Origin of the sequence: Pseudomonas sp. B21-028 (assembly GCF_024749045.1) — a bacterium.
Classification (GTDB): domain Bacteria; phylum Pseudomonadota; class Gammaproteobacteria; order Pseudomonadales; family Pseudomonadaceae; genus Aquipseudomonas.
Map to the genome: position 1 here is coordinate 6229891 of NZ_CP087184.1, position 18426 is coordinate 6248316.

The window sequence follows — 18426 nt, forward strand, 5'->3', positions numbered from 1 at the left end:
TGATGGAACGACAGCTGGACGCCTACTGCGAACATCTGCGCAGTGAGCGCCAGGTGTCACCCCACACGTTATCGGCCTATCGCCGCGACCTGGAAAAAGTGCTGGGCTGGTGCCAGAAGCAGAACGTCGGCAGTTGGCAGGCGCTGGACATTCAGCGCCTGCGCAGCCTGGTGGCGCGCCTGCATCAGCAGGGACAGTCTTCCCGTAGCCTGGCGCGCCTGCTCTCGGCGGTACGCGGGCTGTATCACTACCTCAACCGCGAAGGCCTGTGCGATCACGATCCGGCCACCGGCCTGGCACCGCCCAAGGGCGAGCGCCGCCTGCCGAAAACCCTCGACACCGACCGCGCCCTGCAATTACTTGAAGGCGCGGTCGAAGATGATTTCCTGGCGCGACGGGACCAGGCGATTCTCGAACTGTTCTATTCCTCCGGCCTGCGGCTTTCCGAACTGACAGGGTTGAATCTGGATCAACTGGACCTGGCCGACGGCATGGTCCAGGTACTCGGCAAGGGCAGCAAGACCCGCCTGCTGCCCATTGGCCGCAAGGCCCGGGAAGCCCTGGAACTGTGGCTGCCGCTACGCGCCCTGAGCAATCCCGCCGATGACGCGGTGTTCGTCAGCCAGCAGGGGCGGCGCCTCGGTCCACGGGCGATCCAGGTGCGGGTCAAGGCCGCCGGCGCACGCGAGCTGGGGCAGAACCTGCACCCGCACATGCTCAGGCACTCCTTCGCCAGCCATGTGCTGGAGTCCTCCCAGGACCTGCGCGCCGTGCAAGAGTTGCTGGGCCACTCGGACATCAAGACCACTCAGATCTATACCCACCTGGACTTCCAGCACCTGGCGACGGTCTATGACAATGCCCATCCCAGGGCCAAACGCATCAAGGGCGACGAATCATGACCATCGAGCTCATCACTTTCGACCTCGACGACACCTTGTGGGATACCGCCCCGGTGATCGCCACGGCCGAAGCCGTTCTCCGCCAGTGGCTGACCGACAACGCACCGAACCTGGGCGGCTTGCCGGTCGAGCATCTTTTTTCGATTCGCGAGCAGGTGTTGCGCGAAGAACCCGGCCTGAAGCACCGCATCAGCGCATTGCGGCGGCGGGTGCTGTTCCGTGCGCTGCAGGAAGCCGGATATGACCAATGGCAAGCGTCCGAACTGGCGGACCAGGGCTTCGAAACGTTCCTGCATGCTCGCCATCAACTAGAGGTCTTTCCCGAGGTGCAGCCCACCCTGGAAATCCTCGCCAACCACTTCGCCCTCGGCGTGGTCACCAATGGCAACGCCGATGTGCGTCGCCTCGGGCTGGCGGACTACTTCAAGTTCGCGCTGTGCGCCGAGGACATCGGCATCGCCAAACCTGATGCGCGATTGTTCCACGAAGCCTTGCAACGCGGCGGCGCCACGGCGCAGACCGCCGTGCATGTTGGCGACCATCCCGGCGACGACATCGCCGGCGCTCAACAGGCTGGCCTGCGGGCGGTGTGGTTCAACCCGACAGGCAAAGCCTGGGACGCCGACCATGTACCGGATGCAGAGATTCGCAGCCTGACCGAATTGCCGGGGTTGTTGGCGGGGTGGCACAGCCAGGGCTGAATCTGGAAAGACTGTCACCCCTGTGGGAGCGAGCCTGCTCGCGATGAGGGAGTGCCAGTGACATTCATTTAACAGACACACCGCCATCGCGAGCAGGCTCGCTCCCACAAGGGACTGTGTAACAGTCCTATGCCCATGAAAAAGCCCGCGACGACGGCGGGCTTTTTCAGCAAGCAGGGAGCAGAACTCAGATAGGGCGGCTGCCGTACTTGTTGTCAGGCTTCTTGGGCGGATCAGCGACCACATTGGCCTCCACTTCCTGCACCTTTCCACCCCTGGCCAGGAATTCTTCCATGGCCTTGGCGAGCGCGTCACGCTCCTTGTTCTTGGCCTCTACGCTCGGCAACTCGTCGACCGACACCGCAGCCTTGGCCTTACCCTTGGCGGTCGGGGCCGGAATATCGGCGCTATCATCGTCGGCAACGTCTTCAGCCGCCGCTTCCAGGCCGTCTTCGGCCTCGTCTTCTTCACCGACTTCGAGGTCGTCGTTTTCCAGATCATCGTCGCTCATGTTCTACCTCATGACTTGCGAAAAGCAGATTAGTTATAGCCCAGCTACGCCATCTGTCGAAGGCTGCCAGAAAAAATTCAACATCCACCGGCAATCGGCGGTCATGCCCCTTCACCGTACAAGGTGGCGAGGACTTTACGAGCACCGCCATGATCACGGTGCTCGCCCAGATAAACACCTTGCCAGGTACCCAATGCCAGTCGCCCGTCCGTTACCGGAAGGCTGAGCTGACATCCCAGCACGCTGGCCTTGAAGTGCGCCGGGAGGTCGTCCAGGCCTTCGTCGTTGTGCTCATAGTCGGCGGTTCCTTGTGGGATCAGCCGATTGAAAAATCGTTCGAAGTCTCGACGTACCGCCGGATCGGCGTTCTCGTTGATGGTCAACGAGGCCGAGGTATGCTGCAGCCACAGATGCAACAGACCGACGCGACACGCCCGGAGTTCAGGCAGGCCGGCGAGCAACTCGTCCGTCACCAGATGAAAGCCCCGGGGCCTTGCCCGCAGGGTTATCAGCGTCTGTTGCCACATACAGTTCTCCGCACGCTCGGCGCGCATTCTAGCGCGCTCAGGAAAAAAACAAAGAGCCTAATATTCCACCTTCGATGTAAGCCTTTGGCGCTGGAAAAGCCGTGTCGCTCACCAGACAAAAAGGCTTCGGAAAAACCGGCTCCTCCTGTGAGCGTTGACAAATCCCAGGCAAAAAAATGCCCGGCGAACCGGGCATATTTTTTTGCCTGGGTTTACAGGTTGTAGCCACGCTCGTTGTGCTGGGCCAGATCCAGGCCAACAGCCTCTTCTTCCTCGGAGACACGCAGACCCATGACGGCGTCCAGGACCTTGAGGATGATGAAGGTAACGATCGCGGTGTAGATCACCGTGAAGCCCACGCCTTTGACTTGAATCCACACTTGCGCGGCAATGTCAGTCACGGTGCCGAAGCCACCCAGGGCCGGCGCGGCGAACACGCCGGTGAGGATCGCGCCGAGGATACCGCCGATGCCGTGCACGCCGAAGGCATCCAGGGAGTCGTCATAGCCGAGCTTGCGTTTGAGGGTGGTTGCGCAGAAGAAGCACACCACGCCTGCGGCCAGACCGATGACCAGGGCACCCATCGGGCCCACGGTGCCGGCAGCCGGAGTGATCGCAACCAGACCCGCCACCACGCCCGAGGCGATGCCCAGTGCACTTGGTTTACCGTGGGTGATCCACTCGGCAAACATCCAGCCCAATGCAGCGGCGGCGGTAGCAATCTGGGTCACCAGCATCGCCATGCCGGCGGTGCCGTTGGCAGCGACGGCGGAACCGGCGTTGAAGCCGAACCAGCCGACCCACAGCATCGCGGCGCCCATCAGGGTGTAACCCAGGTTATGCGGCGCCATTGGCGTGGTCGGGAAGCCTTTGCGCTTGCCCAGTACCAGGCACGCCACCAGGCCTGCGATACCGGCGTTGATGTGCACCACGGTGCCGCCAGCGAAATCCAGCACTCCCCAGTCCCACAGCAGGCCACCGTTACCAGACCAGACCATGTGCGCAATCGGTGCATACACCAGGGTGAACCACACGCCCATGAAGATGAGCATGGCGGAGAACTTCATTCGCTCGGCAAAGGCGCCGACGATCAGGGCCGGGGTGATGATGGCGAACGTCATCTGGAAGGTGACGAACACCGCTTCAGGGAACAGCGCCGCCGGGCCGGTGATGCTCGCCGGGGTCACGCCCGCCAGGAACGCCTTGCCCAGGCCGCCGATGAAGGAATTTAAATTGACGACGCCCTGCTCCATGCCGGTGGTGTCGAACGCAATGCTGTAGCCATAAATGACCCACAGGACGCTGATCAGACCGGTAATGGCAAAGCACTGCATCATCACGGAAAGAAGGTTTTTCGACCGAACCATGCCGCCGTAGAACAGCGCCAGGCCAGGAATGGTCATGAACAGTACAAGAATCGTGGCAGTCAGCATCCAGGCGGTATCGCCGGAGTTGAGGACAGGGGCTGCCGCTTCTTCCGCCATGGCCAGGCCAGGCATTACGAAGGACAACAGGGCTCCTAGCCCTGCGAATTTACGCAGAGTCATATTGTTTTCTCCTGGGGCGTTGGGTTTGGCGGCTTAGATGGCGTCGGTATCGGTTTCGCCGGTACGGATGCGGATAGCCTGTTCCAGATTGACCACAAAGATCTTTCCGTCACCGATCTTGCCGGTGTTGGCGGCCTTGGTGATTGCCTCGATCACCCGGTCAAGATCCTTGTCGTCGATGGCGACGTCGATCTTCACCTTGGGCAGGAAATCGACCACGTATTCCGCGCCGCGATACAGCTCGGTGTGACCTTTCTGCCGGCCGAAGCCTTTGACCTCAGTGACGGTAATGCCCTGCACGCCGATCTCGGACAACGACTCGCGCACATCGTCCAACTTGAACGGCTTGATGATGGCAGTGACTAGTTTCATGAAACTCTCTCCCGAATTGGTGGACTTGCCCCAGGAAAACAAACCCGACTCAAGTCTAAGCGCAGTGCCTGGCTTTGTAACGCATCGTCGGCCCAAGTTGCCCGACCAGCGCCAGTCAACCGTGCCTGACGAAGCTCCCCGCTTCGCCTGGCTGCACTGCATTCGTCACAACGACTGCATCAGTGCATGGGTCATGAGCCTCTAAGCAGAAACCTTGCCATCTGTGCCAAAGTCCCCTGATTTCAGTGACTTACCTGCCGCATCAACGTGCGCCGCCCCACGAACCGCAGCGATACGCACAACAACAGTGCGACATCGCTCGACCCTGTGCGCGAAAAACGTGCATCCGGTGCACGCGGATTGACTATAGACACTGCGTGATACACTGCCGCCATCGTTTTCAGGATTGCTGCCATGCTTGCCCCCAAAGACCTGCTCGACGCCCTCAGCGGCCACGCTTCCCGCCTCTTGAGCGGCGACACTCCGCTGCCCAAAAGCGAAATCGAAAGCCAGTTCAAGGCGCTGCTGCAAAGCGGCTTCAGCAAGCTGGACCTGGTGAGCCGGGAAGAATTCGACAGTCAGATGGTCGTGCTGACCCGTACCCGGGCGCGGCTGGAAAGTCTGGAGGCGAAGGTGGCGGAGTTGGAGGCTCGGCTGGCTCCAGCGCAGGAGTAAACAGCGGCGAGAAAGCCTGCTCAACCACCCGCTGCGTGCAGGGATTGCTCCTGATCAACGGCTATCGGCAGTTCCAACGCAAACAAGGCTCCCTGCCCAGGCCCGGCACTCTGTACGGTCAGTTCACCGCCCATTTCATGGGCCGCCAGGATGCAGCTGTGCAGGCCGAAACCGTGGCCGTCGACGCGTGTCGTGAAGCCGTGCTCGAACAGGCGGGGAAGATTGTCCATGGAGATGCCCTCGCCGTTGTCCTCGACCTCGATCCGTACGCGCTTGTCGTCAACGGCCCTCAGACGCAGGGTGATCCGGGACGGGCGATCCGTGACCGGATCGAGCGCCTGTTTGGCGTTGTTGATCAGGTTGATCAATATCTGCAGCACCTTGTGCTTATCCAGCGCCATGATCGGGATGTCGTTGAGCTCCTTGACCAGCGTCACCTGATGGCGGGACAGGGACACATGGCAGATGCGCACCACATCCTCGATCAACTCTCGCAACGAGCCCGACTCCAACACGCTGGAGTTGCCGGCATAGGACTGCTGGGTGGCGACGATTTCCTTGATATGGTCGATGCTCCTGGTCAACTGCGCCAACTCGTTGATCATGCTCTGCTGCTCGATGGCCAGTGACTCGGCCAGCTTGCCGAGATAGTTCGGCAATGCGCGACCTTTTGGGTTGCTGCTGAAAAAATCGCCGAGATCATCGGAATGCTCCTTCATCAATTGAACAACCTTGGCGACCCCCTGCCCTTTGGATGTGTGCACTTTGTCGTACAGGACCTGGGCCGACACATTGACGCTATTGAGCACGTTGCCCACATTATGCAGCACATTCGTGGCGATTTCCGCCATGCCGGCCCGGCGTGCCGTAGTGACCAGTTCGGCCTGAGCCTCGCGCAACTCATCGTTGACCCGGGCCATTTGCTGCGGGCTGGGGATCTTCAGGGCTGCGGGCACCAGCCGGACCAGCAGGATGGCGGTAATCACCGAAGCAACCGCGGTGATCACCTTAACCAGCGCCGACAGCCAGTAGTAGGGTTGCCAGATGGTCAGGATTTCCATCACATGGCTGGTCCCACAGGCCAGGATGAAGACGCCGAAGGCCGCCAACATCCAGTCGAAAGGCACGTCCTTGCGCTTGTGGATAAAGTAGATGAGCGTAAAGGGAATGGTGACGTAGGAGAAAGTGATCAGCCCGTCCGCAATCACGTTGGTCCAGAGCAGATCCGGGCGCCACAGATAGCAATGCCCGTGGGGCATGAAGCGGTTATCGGTCAACAGCGCCAGCAGATCGTTCATGGCCGCGTCCTCCCTGTGCTATTGAATTGCCACAGATTGCAGTCTAGCAGAGGCCGATTTGCTCATTCCCCAGGCCGCCATCGTACCCCGCAACATCCTGCCAAAATTTCGCTCATCAGTTGCCACGCCGAAGCACTCCCCTCTGACTAACCTTCAAGCACCGCAGGACGCGGTCTTTCATCTCTTTCAAGGAACGATTCATGTCGCTCGCCATTGTCCATAGCCGCGCCCAGGTGGGGGTGGAGGCTCCCGCCGTTACCGTAGAGGTCCATCTTGCCAATGGCTTGCCGTCGCTGACGATGGTCGGTCTGCCAGAAGCGGCGGTGAAGGAAAGCAAGGACCGGGTGCGCAGCGCGATCATCAATTCGGGGCTGAACTTCCCGGCGCGCCGCATCACCCTGAACCTGGCGCCGGCGGATCTGCCAAAGGACGGCGGGCGGTTCGACCTGGCCATTGCCTTGGGGATCCTGGCGGCCAGCGTGCAGGTGCCGACCCTGACGCTTGACGACGTGGAATGCCTCGGTGAACTGGCATTATCCGGCGCCGTAAGACCTGTGCGCGGGGTATTGCCCGCAGCACTGGCCGCACGCAAGGCCGGACGCATGCTGGTGGTACCGCGGGCGAATGCCGAGGAAGCTTGCCTGGCGTCGGGCCTGAGAGTGATCGCCGTGGACCATCTGCTTGAAGTGGTGGCGCACTTCAACGGCCACGCTCCGGTCCAGCCTTTCGTTTCGAACGGGCTGCTCTCGGCCAGCAAGCCCTACCCCGACCTGAATGAAGTGCAAGGCCAGGTCGGTGCCAAGCGTGCCTTGCTGATCGCTGCCGCCGGCGCGCACAACCTGCTGTTCAGCGGACCACCGGGTACCGGCAAGACACTGCTGGCCAGTCGTCTGCCGGGACTGCTGCCGCCATTGGCCGAGAGCGAGGCCCTGGAGGTCGCGGCGATCCAGTCGGTTGCCAGTTGCGTGCCCTTGAGCCATTGGCCGCAACGCCCTTTTCGCCAGCCCCATCACTCGGCATCCGGTCCGGCGCTGGTCGGTGGAGGATCCAAACCCCAGCCGGGCGAGATCACCCTGGCCCATCATGGCGTGTTGTTTCTGGATGAATTGCCGGAGTTCGACCGCAAGGTACTGGAGGTCCTGCGGGAGCCATTGGAGTCAGGCTACATCGTCGTGTCTCGCGCCCGCGACCGCGTGCGCTTCCCGGCGCGCTTCCAACTGGTGGCAGCGATGAATCCTTGCCCTTGTGGATACCTTGGCGAGCCCAGCGGCCGTTGCTCCTGCACGCCCGACATGGTGCAGCGTTATCGCAACAAGCTCTCGGGCCCCTTGCTGGACCGCATTGACCTGCACCTGACAGTCGCACGGGAAGCCACGGCACTGAACCCCAGGGGCGAATCGGGAGAGGACACGGCCACCGTGGCCGAACAGGTGGCCGAAGCCCGTGAACGCCAGCAAACGCGCCAGGGGTGTGCCAACGCTTTTCTGGATCTGCCCGGTTTGCGTCGGCACTGCACGTTATCCACCGCCGATGAAACGTGGCTGGAAACGGCTTGCGAACGGTTGACCTTGTCGCTGCGGGCCGCCCATCGTCTGCTCAAGGTCGCCCGGACGCTGGCGGACCTTGAGCAAGCGGGCCGTATCAGCCGGGAGCATCTGGCTGAAGCCTTGCAATACCGACCTGCTACGGCCTGAACCGTGTCACGGCTTGGTCAGGTCCACCAACGGCGTGTTTCGCACCTCGGTTTTGCGATCGCCCTGGATCTCACCGATGTGTTTGAGCGCTTTGTCCACAGCGCCCTTGTCCGCCAGCAGGCTGTAGTGGATCTGGAAGTGCTTCTGCTCTTTCGGCGCGATGGTGGGCACCAGGCCCAGCGGCCGCTGGTAATGGCGGTTATAGGAAAAACTGGTGCCCGGTTCCAGCCCGGTCACGTAACCCTGGCCTTGGGTATCGGTGTTTTTCCACAAGGAGAACACGGGGAGCGTTGCGGTGTTGAAGCCCACCGATACACCGAGACTACCGGCCTTGTTGTGCAGTACGGTGAGGGTGTCGCCCTTGGCGTCGGCGTAGGGCACCACGTTATAGACGGTTTCGTCGTAATCCTTGGTGGGCGCGCGGTAGGTTTGCCAGTCGGCCAGATCGCCCTTGGCCTTGTCATTGAATGGCGAGACCTGCTTGACCGGCGCAGCGAAGCGGGCGCCCTGCTCCAGGAACGGCGTGCTGAAGTTGCTGTGATAGAGCGCCTGGTACTCCTTCGGATAATCGCCGTTGTTGGTCAACGTGTCGTTGAGGGCGAAGGTTACGCTGCCAGGTTCGGTGACCAGTTCGGTCTGCACCGAAAAATCGACCTTTTTGAACGCCTGCTCTTTCAACTCGCCCCTCAGGGTAATGGCATAAGGCGCTTTTTCATCGATGTGCAGGGTGACCTTGTTGGCCGGGATATTGGCGGCGCGACCGTGCAGCGTCAGCAGTTCACCATTGTCCATGCCTGGGTGCCCCACCCACTCGTAACCGCAGCGGGTGACCAACTCGTTGAAACCTTCGAGCCATCCCAGGCCGCCACGACCGTTGAGTTCGATAAAGGCCGGATTGACCACTTCCTTGACTGGCGAGTCCCACCCCATCCGCGCATTCCCGACCGACGCTTGCAGCACATTCATGCCCCGGGTCGGGACGACCGAAAGCTTCATGGTGCCGTTGTCGATGTCGACGATGCTGACGCCTTCCTGACGACCGCCGTGCAGGGTGCGCATCGTCACGGAAAAGGGTTTGTCGGTTTTCACACCGAGCTGCTGGCTGGTGATCTGCCAGGGCTGCGCGGCTTTATCGGTATCGAGCAGGACATAGTCCCAGGCCATGGCGTGGGAGGCAGCGCCCAGGGCGCCGAGGGTGACAAGGAGTTTGAGCGGAGTCATGGACTTGGCCTTTTATTGGAGTTGTGCGGTTTTTATAGACTTGAAGAAACGTTTCAGCAAGCTTAAAAACAGCAATAACCTTAAAAAGCACGCTGAGGAAAATAGTCGGGGAGGTTGGAGTCTTGGCGGTTGAAACCGGAAACCTGTGGGAGCCTGCTCGCGATTCCGGTAGCTCAGGTCGTACAGATGTCGCCTGTGTCGACGCCATCGCGAGCAGGCTCGCTCCCACAGTGGTCTGGGGTGAGCCTGCTGGCGGCGGTTATTGGGTCTTAGCGGAACCGATCAACTTCCTGGCGCAGGTCCTGCGCCAGTTTTTCCAGTTCCTTGGCAGTGATTGCCAGGTTCGAGACCACTTGGCGCTGTTCGCTGTTGGCCATGGCGATACTCTGCAGATTGCTGCTGAGCAGGGTCGCCGTGCTGCTTTGTTCCTGGGTGGCGGTGGTGATCGCCGCGAACTGCTGGCCGGCCGAACGGCTTTGCTCGTCGATGCGCGCCAGGGCCGAAGCCACGTTGGCATTGCGCGACAGGCCTTCCTGCATCAACAGGTTGCCCTGCTCCATCGTGCTGATGGCGTTGCCGGTTTCCTGCTGGATGCTGGTGATCATGCTGGAGATCTCGTCAGTGGCCTGACGGGTGCGGGAGGCCAGGCTGCGGACCTCATCCGCCACCACGGCGAAACCACGCCCCTGCTCGCCTGCACGGGCGGCTTCGATGGCAGCGTTCAGGGCCAGCAGGTTGGTCTGCTCGGCGATCGAGGTGATCACGCCAACAATTCCGCCGATTTCCTGGGAACGCTGGCCCAAGGTGTTGATGACCGTGGCGGTGCTGTTCAACGCCCCGGCAATCTGCTCCAGGGAGGAAGACGCTTCATCCATCGATGTCCGACCGATACGCGTCTGCTGGGTGTTTTCCTGAGCCAGCCGCTCGGTATTGCCCATGTTGTCGGCAATGTTCAACGAAGTAGCGCTGAACTCTTCCACCGCGCCGGCCATGCTGGTGATTTCGCCGGACTGCTGCTCCATCCCCTCATAGGCACCGCTGGACAGCCCCGACAAGGTCTGGGCACGGCTGTTGACCTCCTGGGAGGCCTTGCGGATGTGCTCGACCATGGTCGACAACGCCTGGCTCATCTGATTGAAAGCACGGGACAGTTGGCCGATTTCGTCATGGCTCGACACGCTCAGGCGTACGCTCAGGTCGCCGGCGCCCAGCGCTTCGGCCTGACGCACCAGATCGCCCAGGGGGGCCAGCTTGCTGCGCAGCAGCCACATCGCCGCACCGACCGCCAGCAGCATTGCCAACAGGCTGCCAATGGCCAGCTGCGTACCGACGCTCCAGGTCACCTCGCGAATCTCGGCCTTTGGCATGCTCGCCACCACCGCCCATGGTCCCCCCTCGAACGGTACGGCAACGCTGTAGAAATCTTCCGCGGTATCGCTCCAGAACGCGCCCTTGCCCGGTTCTTTTACCAAACCTGCGACGGTGGTGACGGCGGCATCAAGGGCCTGGACCCTGGCCGGCGGCACCAGCCATTTGTTTTGCTCATCCAGCAGGGCCAACGAGCCGGTCTTGCCTATATGGAAGCGCTTGAGGTTCTCGAACTGCGCATTTTGCGCGTCGGTGTAGTCGAAACCGACATATAGCGCAGCGATGATCTTGCCACTGCTGTCCTGCACCGGGCTGTACTGGGTCATGTAGTAACGGCCAAAGAGCAAGACACGGCCAATATAGCTCTGCCCACTGGTCAAGCGGGCGTAGGCCGGGCTGGCATGGTCAAGCACGGTACCAATGGCTCGCGAACCGTCCTGCTTGGCCACCGACGTACTGACGCGGATGAAATCGTCGCCGCTGCGCACGAACACGGTGGCGGTCCCGGCGGTCATCTGCTTGAACTCGTCAACTTCCTTGAAGTTGTTGTTCAGCACTTCGCTGCCCAGGCTCAGGCTCGGCGTCTGCACGCCTGCCACCGCAACCGGTTGGTCCGGGTGCACTTGCAGGCCCGCGCTGAAGCGCTTCTCGAACAGGCCAGCCAAGCGCTGCGTGCTTTCGCGCAAGGTGCCATGGAAGGTATTGAGCTGATCGGCCATCAGGCGCGCTTCGCTGGCCAGATGTTCTTCACGGGTGGCGAGGTTGGCGGCGTCCAGCGAACGCAAGGCGAAGACGGTACTGCCGGAGATCACGATCGCCAGTATCACGGCAAGGGCAAGGCCTAGCTGTGAGGCAATCCGGGCACGGGGTTGAGACATGACGGCTCCTGGCCGAGACACCGGATCATCCTGATCACGTCGCACGCTCGGCATTTTATTCAAGGTAGGTATATGTTTTGCCCTTTCTGAACGAGGGTTCCATGTCACGGGTTCGGCCGCAAAGCCAGATACTTGAGCGGCCAGGAAGGATTAATGTCAGGATGCCACTAATCGTACTGCAACGTTTCAGCCAAGACGCTCCACCACAGGCATTTGCATGGCCTTGACTTCGCCTTGCAGAAAGTCGCTGAGCCGACGCAAACGTTCACCTCCCGGGCGGGTTTTCGGCCAGACCAGATAATAGTGCTCGCCACTGGCGACGGCGGTCGGCCACGGCAGGCTCAAGCGCCCTTGGGCCACATCCTCGGCCACCATCAACAGATCACCCATGGAAACACCGTAACCGCGTGCCGCCGCAATCATGCCCAACTCCAGCGTATCGAACACCTGCCCGCCCTTGAGCGAGACCTTGTCGGACAAACCCATGCGCGCCAGCCAGCTGCGCCAGTCGCGACGGTCCGGCGTGGGATGGAGCAGTTCGGCGTTGGCCAGCCGCTGCACATCCCACGGTTGATCGTCCAACAGATTCGGCGCGCCCACCGGGATCAGTTCCTCGGGGAACAGAAAACTGGCCTCCCAATCCGCCGGAAAATGTCCGTTGCCCAGCAACACCGCACAATCGAAAGGTTCGGTATTGAAGTCCACCGAATCGACGTCCATCCAGGCGCTGGTCAGCTGTACCTCATTGCCCGGCTGCAGATGTCGGAAGCGACTCAGGCGCGCCAGCAGCCAGCGCATGGTCAGGGTCGAGGGAGCCTTCATGCGCAAGATGCCGTCCTCACCCGACAGCGTATGGCAGGCCCGTTCCAACGCCATGAAGCCATCGCGGATGCCTGGCAGCAGCAACCGCGCCGCTTCGGTCAATTGCAGATTGCGACCGCTGCGCTGGAACAGCCGGCAGGCAAAATGCTCCTCGAGCGTGCGGATGTGGCGGCTGACCGCACTCTGGGTAATCGACAACTCTTCCGCGGCCCGGGTGAACGAACTGTAGCGCGCCGCCGCTTCGAATGCCCGCAGCGCATAAAGAGGTGGAAGACGACGCGACATCGGGAAACGCTCCAGTCCTGGCAAAAAGATCCTATACATGAGTTTTAATCATATCTGCCATCGCTTTTATCCTTTTGTGCAAAGCATCGCAAGCGCCGAGAATCGTTGCTCTACAGCCTTGTTTGAACATGGAGCGTGATGATCATGCAGCATCCCGTGCGTACCGAACTCCGGGCCATCCTGCGGCTGGCGGGGCCGTTGATTGCCTCGCAGCTGGCGCACATGTTGATGGTCCTCACCGACACCTTGATGATGGCGCGCCTGAGCCCCGAAGCCCTGGCCGGCGGCGGACTGGGGGCGGCGAGTTATTCATTCGTGTCGATTTTCTGCATCGGCGTGATCGCGGCGGTGGGCACGCTGGTGGCGATCCGTCACGGCGCTGGCGACATCGAGGGGGCCACCCGACTGACCCAGGCCGGGTTGTGGCTGGCCTGGCTGATGGCGCTGGTCGCAGGGTTGCTGCTGTGGAACCTCAAGCCGGTGCTGCTGATGTTCGGCCAGACCGAAACCAACGTGCTGTCCGCCGGACAATTCCTGCTGGTGCTGCCGTTTGCCTTGCCCGGCTATCTGAGCTTCATGGCCTTGCGCGGCTTTACCAGCGCCATCGGCCGGGCCACGCCGGTCATGGTGATCAGCCTCGGCGGCACGGTGGCCAACTTCCTGCTCAACTACGCGCTTATCACCGGTATGTTCGGGCTGCCGAAACTGGGCTTGATGGGCATCGGCCTGGTCACGGCCATCGTTGCCAGCTGCATGGCCCTGGCGCTGGCCTGGCATATTCACCGGCATCCGGCATACCGCGGATACCCACTGCTTGAGGGGCTGTTCCGACCGAATCGCCAGTACCTCAAGGAGCTGTGGCGCCTGGGCCTGCCGATTGGCGGCACCTATGCCGTGGAAGTCGGGCTGTTCGCGTTCGCCGCGCTGTGCATGGGCACCATGGGCAGCACGCCGTTGGCGGCCCATCAGATCGCCCTGCAGATCGTTTCAGTGGCGTTCATGGTTCCGGCAGGTATGTCGTACGCAATCACCATGCGCATCGGCCAGCACTACGGCGCCGGTCAACTGCTGATGGCGCGACTGGCCGGACGGGTCGGCATTGGCTTCGGCGCCGCGGTGATGCTGACCTTCGCCATGGTGTTCTGGCTGTTGCCGAATCAGTTGATCGGCTTGTTCCTGGACCACAACGACCCGGCGTTCCGTCCGGTGATCGACTTGGCGGTGAGCCTGCTGGCCGTGGCGGCGTGGTTCGAACTGTTCGACGGCACCCAGACCATCGCCATGGGCTGCATCCGCGGGCTCAAGGACGCCAAGACCACGTTCCTCGTGGGCCTGGGCTGTTATTGGCTGATTGGCGCGCCGGCGGCCTGGTGGATGGCGTTTCACCTGAACTGGGGGCCGACCGGTGTCTGGTGGGGACTGGCCCTGGGGCTGGCCTGCGCAGCGGTGAGCCTGACGCTGGCATTCGAAGAGAAGATGAAGCGGATGATCAGGAGTGAGTCGGGACAACAGGGTTTCGAGATCATCCAGACTGAATGAACCTCCGGTGTGGGAGCGAGCCTGCTCGCGATAGCGGTGTGCCTGATACATCGATCTAGACTGATCGACTGCCATCGCGAGCAGGCTCGCTCCCACAGGGGATTTTGCCAGCCCGCCGGCTTGGGGTCAGACCACCAAGTCCCGCGTTGCCTGATGCTCATCGAACGTCAGATATTCCACCAACTCAGGCAACGGCAACGGTTTGCTGATCAGGAACCCCTGCACCTGATCGCAACCGAAGCCGCGCAACAGGTCCAGTTGCTCACGGGTTTCCACACCCTCGGCCACCACCTCCAGGTTGAGGTTGTGGGCCAGGTTGATCATCGCGTGCACCAGCTTGCGGTTCTCCTCGCGTTGCTCCATGCCGCCGACGAAACTCTTGTCGATCTTGAGCAGGGCGATGGGGAGGCTGTTGAGGTGCACGAACGAAGAAAAGCCGGTGCCGAAGTCGTCCAGGGAAAAACGCACCCCCAGACGGCCGAGGGCATCCATGGTCTGCTTGACCAGTTCGCTGCGGCGCATGACCGCGGTTTCGGTGAGTTCGAACTCCAGCCACTGGGCTTCAACGCCCCGTTCGGCGATCAGCCGGCTCAAGGTCGGCAGCAACTGGCTGTCCTGGAACTGCCGGAACGACAGGTTGACCGCCATGTGCAGCGGCGCCAGACCGCGTTCGCGCAAGGCCTGCATATCCCGCAGGGCGCGGGAAATCACCCAGTAACCCAGTGGGACGATCAGGCCGCTCTGTTCGGCCAGTGGCACGAATTCACTCGGTGGCAGCAGCCCGCGCTCGCCGTGACGCCAGCGCACCAGCGCTTCGAGGCCGACGATGTGGCCGCCCTCGAGGTCGAGGCGGGGCTGGTAGTGCAGCTCCAGCTCGTCACGACGCAGCGCCCGGCGCAGTTCGCTTTCCAGGTCGGCGAGGCTGCGGGCGTTGCGGTTGATGCGCTCGTTGAAGACATGGAAGGTGCACCCCTGGGTGCTCTTGGCCTGTTGCATGGCGATGTGGGCGTGCCACATCAGCGGATCGGCACCCGCCTGGGCCCGAGCGTGGGCGATGCCCAGGCTGCAGCCGATCAGCAGGCTTTCGCCGTCCACCCAATAGGGCTCGGCCATGGCCTGGGTAATGCGCTCGGCCATCCATTCGGCCCGCAGAGGCGCCCGGCGGGTGTCGATCAGCAAGGCGAACTCGTCGCTGCCCAGCCGCGCCAGTTGATCGCCGGCTTCGAGCGCCCCCTTGAGACGCGAGACCACCTGCAGGATCAAGCGATCGCCGGCCTGATGCCCGAGGGCGTCGTTGGCGTGACGGAAGTTGTCCAGGTCCAGGTGACCGAGCGCCAGGCCCCGGCCTTCGCTTTCAGCCAGGCGCGCCGCCAGCAGGGTCTGGAACCCCTGGCGGTTCGCAATGCCGGTCAGCGGGTCCTGTTCGGCGAGACGCTGCAAGGTGCTTTCCAGTACGCCGCGCTCACGCACATGACGCAGGCAACGGCGCAGGGTCGCGGTATCGAGCAGGTCACGCACCAGCCAGTCGCTGGCGCCATCGGGCAGTGTCGCGGGCTCGTGTTCCAGCAGCAGGATGGTCGGCAGAGGACAACGGCCGGGAGCCGGTTGCAAGGCTGCGACCGTCAACAGCACCGCGTTGCGATTGTCTTCGAACAGGCTGCTGACCGACTCCCAGCTCGGGGCAATGATCAACACGACCGAACCCGCCATGGGTGCCAGGCACTCGCGTAATATCGCTGACCACTCAGGCTCTTCGGCCAATAACAGCAAACGCAAGGGTTCGACAGGCGTGGACAAGCTGACTCCGTAGACTCTGGTAGGCGCTGGGCATTATGACTTGCCGACCGACAATGACCAGTGCCAATAGTTCTCAAAAACCGGCTTCTGCCGATTTTTTTCCATTCCGGGCCGAACATCAGCGCCAATTCACCCCAAATCCCTGCGGCAAGGCGGCGAAACGGCCTGATGTCGGACAGGGCAGCACAATTCTCCAAGCCTGTTAAAATGCCGACCCATTTTTCGCAAACGACTCCCTGACCCTGTCATGTCCCGACTCAATCCCCGGCAGCAAGAAGCCGTGAACTATGTCGGCGGCCCTCTTTTGGTGCTCGCCGGTGCAGGCTCCGGCAAGACCAGCGTGATTACCCGCAAGATCGCGCACCTGATCCAGAACTGTGGCATCCGCGCCCAGTACATCGTCGCCATGACCTTTACCAACAAGGCCGCCCGGGAAATGAAAGAACGGGTCGGCGGCCTGCTGCGCGCCGGCGAAGGCCGTGGCCTGACGGTCTGCACCTTCCACAACCTGGGCCTGAACATCATCCGCAAGGAACACGTGCGACTGGGCTACAAGCCGGGCTTCTCGATTTTCGACGAGACCGACGTCAAGGCCCTGATGACCGACATCATGCAGAAGGAGTACGCGGGCGACGACGGCGTCGACGAGATCAAGAACATGATCGGCGCCTGGAAAAACGACCTGGTGCTGCCTGCCGAAGCCCTGGAAAACGCCCGCAACCCCAAGGAGCAGACCGCTGCCATCGTCTACACCCATTACCAGCGCACGCTCAAGGCGTTCAATGCGGTGGACTTCGACGACCTGATCCTGCTGCCGGTCAAGCTGTTCCAGGAACACGCCGACATCCTCGAAAAATGGCAGAACAAGGTTCGCTACCTGCTGGTGGACGAATACCAGGACACCAACGCCAGCCAGTACCTGCTGGTGAAACTGCTCATTGGCAAGCGCAACCAGTTCACCGTGGTGGGCGACGACGACCAGTCGATCTACGCCTGGCGTGGCGCGCGTCCGGAAAACCTGATGCTGCTCAAGGAAGACTATCCGTCGCTCAAAGTGGTGATGCTGGAGCAGAACTACCGCTCCACCAGCCGCATCCTACGCTGCGCCAACGTGCTGATTTCCAACAACCCCCACGAGTTCGAAAAGCAGCTCTGGAGCGAGATGGGCCACGGCGACGAGATCCGTGTGATCCGCTGCCGCAACGAAGACGCCGAAGCCGAGCGCGTGGCCATGGAAATCCTCAGCCTGCACCTGCGCACCGACCGGCCGTACAGCGATTTTGCAATCCTGTACCGCGGCAACTACCAGGCCAAGCTGATCGAGTTGAAGTTGCAGCATCACCAGATTCCCTATCGTCTGTCGGGGGGCAACAGCTTCTTCGGCCGTCAGGAAGTGAAGGACCTGATGGCCTATTTCCGCCTGATCGTGAACCCGGACGATGACAACGCCTTCCTGCGGGTGATCAACGTTCCGCGTCGGGAAATCGGCTCGACCACGCTGGAGAAACTCGGCAACTACGCCACCGAGCGCAAGATCTCGATGTACGCCGCCACCGACGAAATCGGCCTGGGCGAACACCTGGACAGCCGTTTCACCGACCGCCTGGCGCGCTTCAAGCGCTTCATGGACCGCGTCCGCGAGCAGTGCGCCGGGGAAGACCCGATCGCGGCCCTGCGCAGCATGGTCATGGACATCGACTACGAGAACTGGCTGCGCACCAACAGCTCCAGCGACAAGGCCGCCGACTACCGCATGGGCAACGTCTGGTTCCTGATCGAAGCCTTGAAGAACACCCTGGAAAAAGACGAAGACGGTGAGATGACCGTCGAGGACGCCATCGGCAAACTCGTGCTGCGGGACATGCTCGAGCGTCAGCAAGAAGAGGAAGACGGTGCCGAAGGCGTGCAGATGATGACGCTGCACGCGTCCAAAGGCCTGGAATTCCCTTACGTGTTCATCATGGGCATGGAAGAAGAAATCCTGCCGCACCGTTCCAGCATCGAGGCCGACACCATCGAAGAAGAACGGCGCCTGGCTTACGTGGGTATTACCCGGGCCCGCCAGACGCTGGCCTTCACCTTTGCCGCCAAGCGCAAGCAATACGGCGAAGTGATCGACTGCGCGCCGAGCCGCTTTCTCGATGAGCTACCGCCGGACGACTTGGCCTGGGAAGGCAACGACGACACCCCGACTGAAGTAAAAGCCGTTCGCGGCAACAGCGCTTTGGCCGATATACGAGCGATGCTAAAGCGCTAGAATCGACTACTTTTCCCCGCCTTCAGAGCCCT

The 18426-nt window shown here is 61.7% G+C and carries 16 protein-coding genes and 1 pseudogene; 7 read left to right on the forward strand and 10 right to left on the reverse strand.

Annotated features, from left to right (window positions below):
• Positions 1-2 precede the first annotated feature (2 nt).
• Together xerC and LOY35_RS27230 are read left to right on the forward strand one after the other, a co-directional pair.
• The gene (gene xerC, locus LOY35_RS27225; protein WP_258633749.1) at positions 3-902 is read left to right on the forward strand and encodes a tyrosine recombinase XerC; all 900 of its coding nucleotides are present in this window, start codon (positions 3-5) and stop codon (positions 900-902) included.
• A complete protein-coding gene (locus LOY35_RS27230) occupies positions 899-1603 on the forward strand; it encodes an HAD family hydrolase (RefSeq protein WP_258629191.1) in 705 nt (234 codons plus the stop codon). The genes xerC and LOY35_RS27230 overlap by 4 nt, the downstream gene beginning before the upstream one ends.
• A 187-nt stretch (positions 1604-1790) precedes the next feature.
• Here the strand turns inward: LOY35_RS27230 and sutA are convergent, their stop codons facing one another.
• From sutA to glnK, 4 genes are all read right to left on the reverse strand, one after another.
• On the reverse strand, positions 1791-2114 hold the full coding sequence (gene sutA / locus LOY35_RS27235; protein WP_258629192.1) for a transcriptional regulator SutA: 324 nt from the start codon (positions 2112-2114) through the stop codon (positions 1791-1793).
• Positions 2115-2215: 101 nt separating this feature from the next.
• Positions 2216-2641 (reverse strand): secondary thiamine-phosphate synthase enzyme YjbQ, encoded by a 426-nt coding sequence (locus tag LOY35_RS27240; protein ID WP_024780561.1) that lies wholly within the window; start codon positions 2639-2641, stop codon positions 2216-2218.
• Between the two features lie 212 nt (positions 2642-2853).
• On the reverse strand, positions 2854-4188 hold the full coding sequence (locus LOY35_RS27245) for an ammonium transporter (RefSeq protein WP_258629193.1): 1335 nt from the start codon (positions 4186-4188) through the stop codon (positions 2854-2856).
• A gap of 33 nt (positions 4189-4221) precedes the next feature.
• Positions 4222-4560 (reverse strand): P-II family nitrogen regulator, encoded by a 339-nt coding sequence (gene glnK, locus LOY35_RS27250; protein WP_002555808.1) that lies wholly within the window; start codon positions 4558-4560, stop codon positions 4222-4224.
• Between glnK and LOY35_RS27255 the strand changes: the two genes are divergently transcribed.
• On the forward strand, positions 4559-4765 hold the full coding sequence (locus tag LOY35_RS27255) for a hypothetical protein (RefSeq protein WP_258629195.1): 207 nt from the start codon (positions 4559-4561) through the stop codon (positions 4763-4765). The genes glnK and LOY35_RS27255 overlap by 2 nt on opposite strands.
• A gap of 209 nt (positions 4766-4974) precedes the next feature.
• Entirely contained in the window at positions 4975-5235 is a 261-nt protein-coding gene (locus LOY35_RS27260) for an accessory factor UbiK family protein (protein ID WP_258629196.1), read from the forward strand.
• A gap of 20 nt (positions 5236-5255) precedes the next feature.
• Here the strand turns inward: LOY35_RS27260 and LOY35_RS27265 are convergent, their stop codons facing one another.
• Positions 5256-6533 (reverse strand): sensor histidine kinase, encoded by a 1278-nt coding sequence (locus LOY35_RS27265; RefSeq protein ID WP_258629197.1) that lies wholly within the window; start codon positions 6531-6533, stop codon positions 5256-5258.
• A 200-nt stretch (positions 6534-6733) separates the two neighbouring features.
• Between LOY35_RS27265 and LOY35_RS27270 the strand changes: the two genes are divergently transcribed.
• Positions 6734-8227, forward strand: coding sequence for a YifB family Mg chelatase-like AAA ATPase (locus tag LOY35_RS27270; RefSeq protein ID WP_258629198.1), 1494 nt, complete (start codon positions 6734-6736; stop codon positions 8225-8227).
• A gap of 6 nt (positions 8228-8233) precedes the next feature.
• On the opposite strand, the gene LOY35_RS27275 is transcribed toward LOY35_RS27270, so the two are convergent.
• The 4 genes and pseudogenes from LOY35_RS27275 to LOY35_RS27285 all read right to left on the reverse strand — a co-directional run bounded on the left by LOY35_RS27275 (position 8234) and on the right by LOY35_RS27285 (position 12801).
• On the reverse strand, positions 8234-9448 hold the full coding sequence (locus tag LOY35_RS27275) for an aldose 1-epimerase family protein (RefSeq protein WP_258629199.1): 1215 nt from the start codon (positions 9446-9448) through the stop codon (positions 8234-8236).
• A gap of 269 nt (positions 9449-9717) precedes the next feature.
• Complete coding sequence (locus LOY35_RS28725) at positions 9718-10578, reverse strand: methyl-accepting chemotaxis protein (RefSeq protein WP_408981268.1); 861 nt, start codon at positions 10576-10578, stop codon at positions 9718-9720.
• 42 nt (positions 10579-10620) lie between these two features.
• Positions 10621-11748 (reverse strand): annotated as a pseudogene (locus LOY35_RS28730) (Cache 3/Cache 2 fusion domain-containing protein); the annotation flags it as partial.
• A gap of 132 nt (positions 11749-11880) precedes the next feature.
• The gene (locus LOY35_RS27285; protein ID WP_258629202.1) at positions 11881-12801 is read right to left on the reverse strand and encodes a LysR substrate-binding domain-containing protein; all 921 of its coding nucleotides are present in this window, start codon (positions 12799-12801) and stop codon (positions 11881-11883) included.
• A 138-nt stretch (positions 12802-12939) separates the two neighbouring features.
• Here LOY35_RS27285 and LOY35_RS27290 point away from each other — a divergent pair, with 138 nt between their 5' ends.
• A complete protein-coding gene (locus tag LOY35_RS27290) occupies positions 12940-14340 on the forward strand; it encodes a NorM family multidrug efflux MATE transporter (protein ID WP_258629203.1) in 1401 nt (466 codons plus the stop codon).
• Positions 14341-14466: 126 nt separating this feature from the next.
• Here LOY35_RS27290 and LOY35_RS27295 read toward each other — a convergent pair whose 3' ends face one another.
• Complete coding sequence (locus LOY35_RS27295; RefSeq protein ID WP_258629205.1) at positions 14467-16137, reverse strand: bifunctional diguanylate cyclase/phosphodiesterase; 1671 nt, start codon at positions 16135-16137, stop codon at positions 14467-14469.
• A gap of 247 nt (positions 16138-16384) precedes the next feature.
• Here LOY35_RS27295 and rep point away from each other — a divergent pair, with 247 nt between their 5' ends.
• Positions 16385-18394: a DNA helicase Rep gene (gene rep, locus LOY35_RS27300; RefSeq protein WP_258629207.1), complete on the forward strand. Its 2010-nt coding sequence runs from the start codon at positions 16385-16387 to the stop codon at positions 18392-18394.
• The last annotated feature ends 32 nt before the right edge of the window (positions 18395-18426 follow it).

Excerpts from the sequence above, each read along its gene's own strand:
- xerC (WP_258633749.1), top strand. The coding sequence starts at position 3 with ATGGAACGACAGCTGGACGCCTACTGCGAACATCTGCGCAGTGAGCGC.
- LOY35_RS27230 (WP_258629191.1), top strand. The coding sequence starts at position 899 with ATGACCATCGAGCTCATCACTTTCGACCTCGACGACACCTTGTGGGAT.
- sutA (WP_258629192.1), bottom strand. The coding sequence starts at position 2,114 with ATGAGCGACGATGATCTGGAAAACGACGACCTCGAAGTCGGTGAAGAA.
- LOY35_RS27240 (WP_024780561.1), bottom strand. The coding sequence starts at position 2,641 with ATGTGGCAACAGACGCTGATAACCCTGCGGGCAAGGCCCCGGGGCTTT.
- LOY35_RS27245 (WP_258629193.1), bottom strand. The coding sequence starts at position 4,188 with ATGACTCTGCGTAAATTCGCAGGGCTAGGAGCCCTGTTGTCCTTCGTA.
- LOY35_RS27255 (WP_258629195.1), top strand. The coding sequence starts at position 4,559 with ATGAAACTCTCTCCCGAATTGGTGGACTTGCCCCAGGAAAACAAACCC.
- glnK (WP_002555808.1), bottom strand. The coding sequence starts at position 4,560 with ATGAAACTAGTCACTGCCATCATCAAGCCGTTCAAGTTGGACGATGTG.
- LOY35_RS27260 (WP_258629196.1), top strand. The coding sequence starts at position 4,975 with ATGCTTGCCCCCAAAGACCTGCTCGACGCCCTCAGCGGCCACGCTTCC.
- LOY35_RS27265 (WP_258629197.1), bottom strand. The coding sequence starts at position 6,533 with ATGAACGATCTGCTGGCGCTGTTGACCGATAACCGCTTCATGCCCCAC.
- LOY35_RS27270 (WP_258629198.1), top strand. The coding sequence starts at position 6,734 with ATGTCGCTCGCCATTGTCCATAGCCGCGCCCAGGTGGGGGTGGAGGCT.
- LOY35_RS27275 (WP_258629199.1), bottom strand. The coding sequence starts at position 9,448 with ATGACTCCGCTCAAACTCCTTGTCACCCTCGGCGCCCTGGGCGCTGCC.
- LOY35_RS28725 (WP_408981268.1), bottom strand. The coding sequence starts at position 10,578 with ATGAGCCAGGCGTTGTCGACCATGGTCGAGCACATCCGCAAGGCCTCC.
- LOY35_RS27285 (WP_258629202.1), bottom strand. The coding sequence starts at position 12,801 with ATGTCGCGTCGTCTTCCACCTCTTTATGCGCTGCGGGCATTCGAAGCG.
- LOY35_RS27290 (WP_258629203.1), top strand. The coding sequence starts at position 12,940 with ATGATCATGCAGCATCCCGTGCGTACCGAACTCCGGGCCATCCTGCGG.
- rep (WP_258629207.1), top strand. The coding sequence starts at position 16,385 with ATGTCCCGACTCAATCCCCGGCAGCAAGAAGCCGTGAACTATGTCGGC.